The organism is Pseudomonas sp. NPDC089554, from assembly GCF_050280645.1.
Taxonomy (GTDB): domain Bacteria; phylum Pseudomonadota; class Gammaproteobacteria; order Pseudomonadales; family Pseudomonadaceae; genus Aquipseudomonas.
The window spans coordinates 1-1,809 of record NZ_JBNNVR010000194.1 but is presented as its reverse complement, the minus strand read 5'-3'; the positions used below and the strand labels follow the sequence as shown (position 1 = coordinate 1,809).

Here is a 1,809-nt window from a genome sequence, read left to right as displayed (position 1 = left end):
GTGACCTGCACATGCCTGAACGCGATGGTATCGAGCTGGTACAGCGTGGTCCTCGAAAGCGACGCTAACCTTGTGGGAGCGGGCTTGCCCCGCGATGCGATCCTCAGTGAGGCAACCATGTCCGACCTCACCCAATCATTCTCTCCCTGGCTCAACGCCCCCGCCTGGTACGTCGCCTTCTCTGGCGGCCTCGACTCGACCGTCCTGCTACACCTGCTCGCCGACTACGCTCGCCACCATGATTCGCCACCGCTGCGTGCCGTGCATATCCATCACGGTCTGCAAGCTGCCGCCGATGCCTGGCCTGCACACTGCCAGCAAGTGTGTGATGCACTGGGCGTCGACCTGTGCGTGATCAGCGTCCAGGTCGCCCCAGGCGCCAGTCTCGAACAGGCCGCCCGCGATGCCCGCTATCAAGCCTTCACTGAAATCCTCGGCCCTGGCGAGGTGCTGTTCACCGGTCAGCACCGCGAAGACCAAGCCGAGACCCTGCTGTTTCGTTTGCTGCGCGGCGCCGGCCTGCGCGGCCTGGCGGCGATGCCCGTCTCCCGTCCGCTGGGGCAGGGGAGTTTGGTCAGGCCTTTGCTCGACCAGGCGCGTGACCACCTGCAGCAATATGCCCAGGGCGCAGGGCTGAAATGGATTGAAGACCCGTCCAACGCTGACACCGCCTTCGCTCGTAACTTCCTGCGTGCACAAGTGTTCCCACTATTGCGCCAACGCTGGCCGCAAGCGAGCCAGAACCTCGCCCGCAGCGCTGCGCACCTGGGCGAGGCCTTGACGCTTCTGGACGAGCTCGCCGCCACCGACATCGCTGCTGCAAGCCCTGGCACCGCACTGCCCTGGCAGTGTCTGGATTCGCTAGACATTGGCGTACTGGCGGCGCTCTCGCCGGCGCGCCAGCGCAACGCCTTGCAGTTCTGGCTGAGCAGCCGCACACGGTTGCCCGACAGCCGTCATTGGGCGGGCTGGGAAAGCCTGCGCGATGCCGCGGCCGACGGCCAGCCGATCTGGCGCCTGACCGACGGCCAATTGCAGCGCAGCCATGGCAGGCTTTGGTGGTTGAGCGGCGATTGGCTGCAAACGCCGCAGGGCGAGCTGCCTTGGCCAGACCTGAACCAGGCGCTCACCCTGCCAGGCAATGGCAGCGTGCGACTGGTGGGCGGCATCCCAGGGCCGGGCTTGCGTATCGCTTATCGCCAGGGCGGCGAAGTGCTGGAAATTCCGGGGCGCGGCCACCGCGACCTCAAACGCCTGCTCAACGAACATCAGGTACCGCATTTCCTGCGCCAGCGCCTGCCGCTGCTGTTCCAGGGCACGCGCATACTGGCGGTGGCGAACCTGCCAATGTTTGGGCAGGGCAGTTACCAACTGAATTGGCAGCCACCGACGAACGTGCAAGGTTTGAGGTGAAGGGGACATTCGGGTAGACTACCCTCCCTTCTTGATACAGCTTCTGTGGGTTCCGCGAAAACACAGGAGTTGCCGATTACCAAGCAGTTTTTTGCTGGGCTGAATCTTAAAATGACGAGCGAGCTTCATGCCGGGACAACCCCGGTCTGTACAGACGCGGCAGTTTTTCGAGATGCACTGTGATTGACGCAGGTGATCGCGGGCTTCGGCCCTCCTTCGCTTTCTCCGGCGGCGCTGGCCGCCTTAACGCAGACTTCTAGGGTTTTTCATGACGCGCTACATATTCGTCACGGGCGGTGTTGTTTCTTCATTGGGGAAAGGCATTGCCTCGGCTTCCCTGGCGGCCACCTGGAAGCGCGGGGGCTCAAGGTCACCATGCTCAAGCTGGACCCGTAC

The 1,809-nt window shown here is 63.7% G+C and carries 1 protein-coding gene and 1 pseudogene; both read left to right on the top strand.

The window, feature by feature from the left end; genetic code table 11:
• Positions 1-117: 117 nt before the first annotated feature.
• Complete coding sequence (gene tilS, locus ACQKPE_RS26445) at positions 118-1,413, top strand: tRNA lysidine(34) synthetase TilS (protein WP_427669639.1); 1,296 nt, start codon at positions 118-120, stop codon at positions 1,411-1,413.
• 268 nt (positions 1,414-1,681) lie between these two features.
• Positions 1,682-1,809: pseudogene (locus ACQKPE_RS26440) on the top strand (hypothetical protein); the annotation flags it as partial.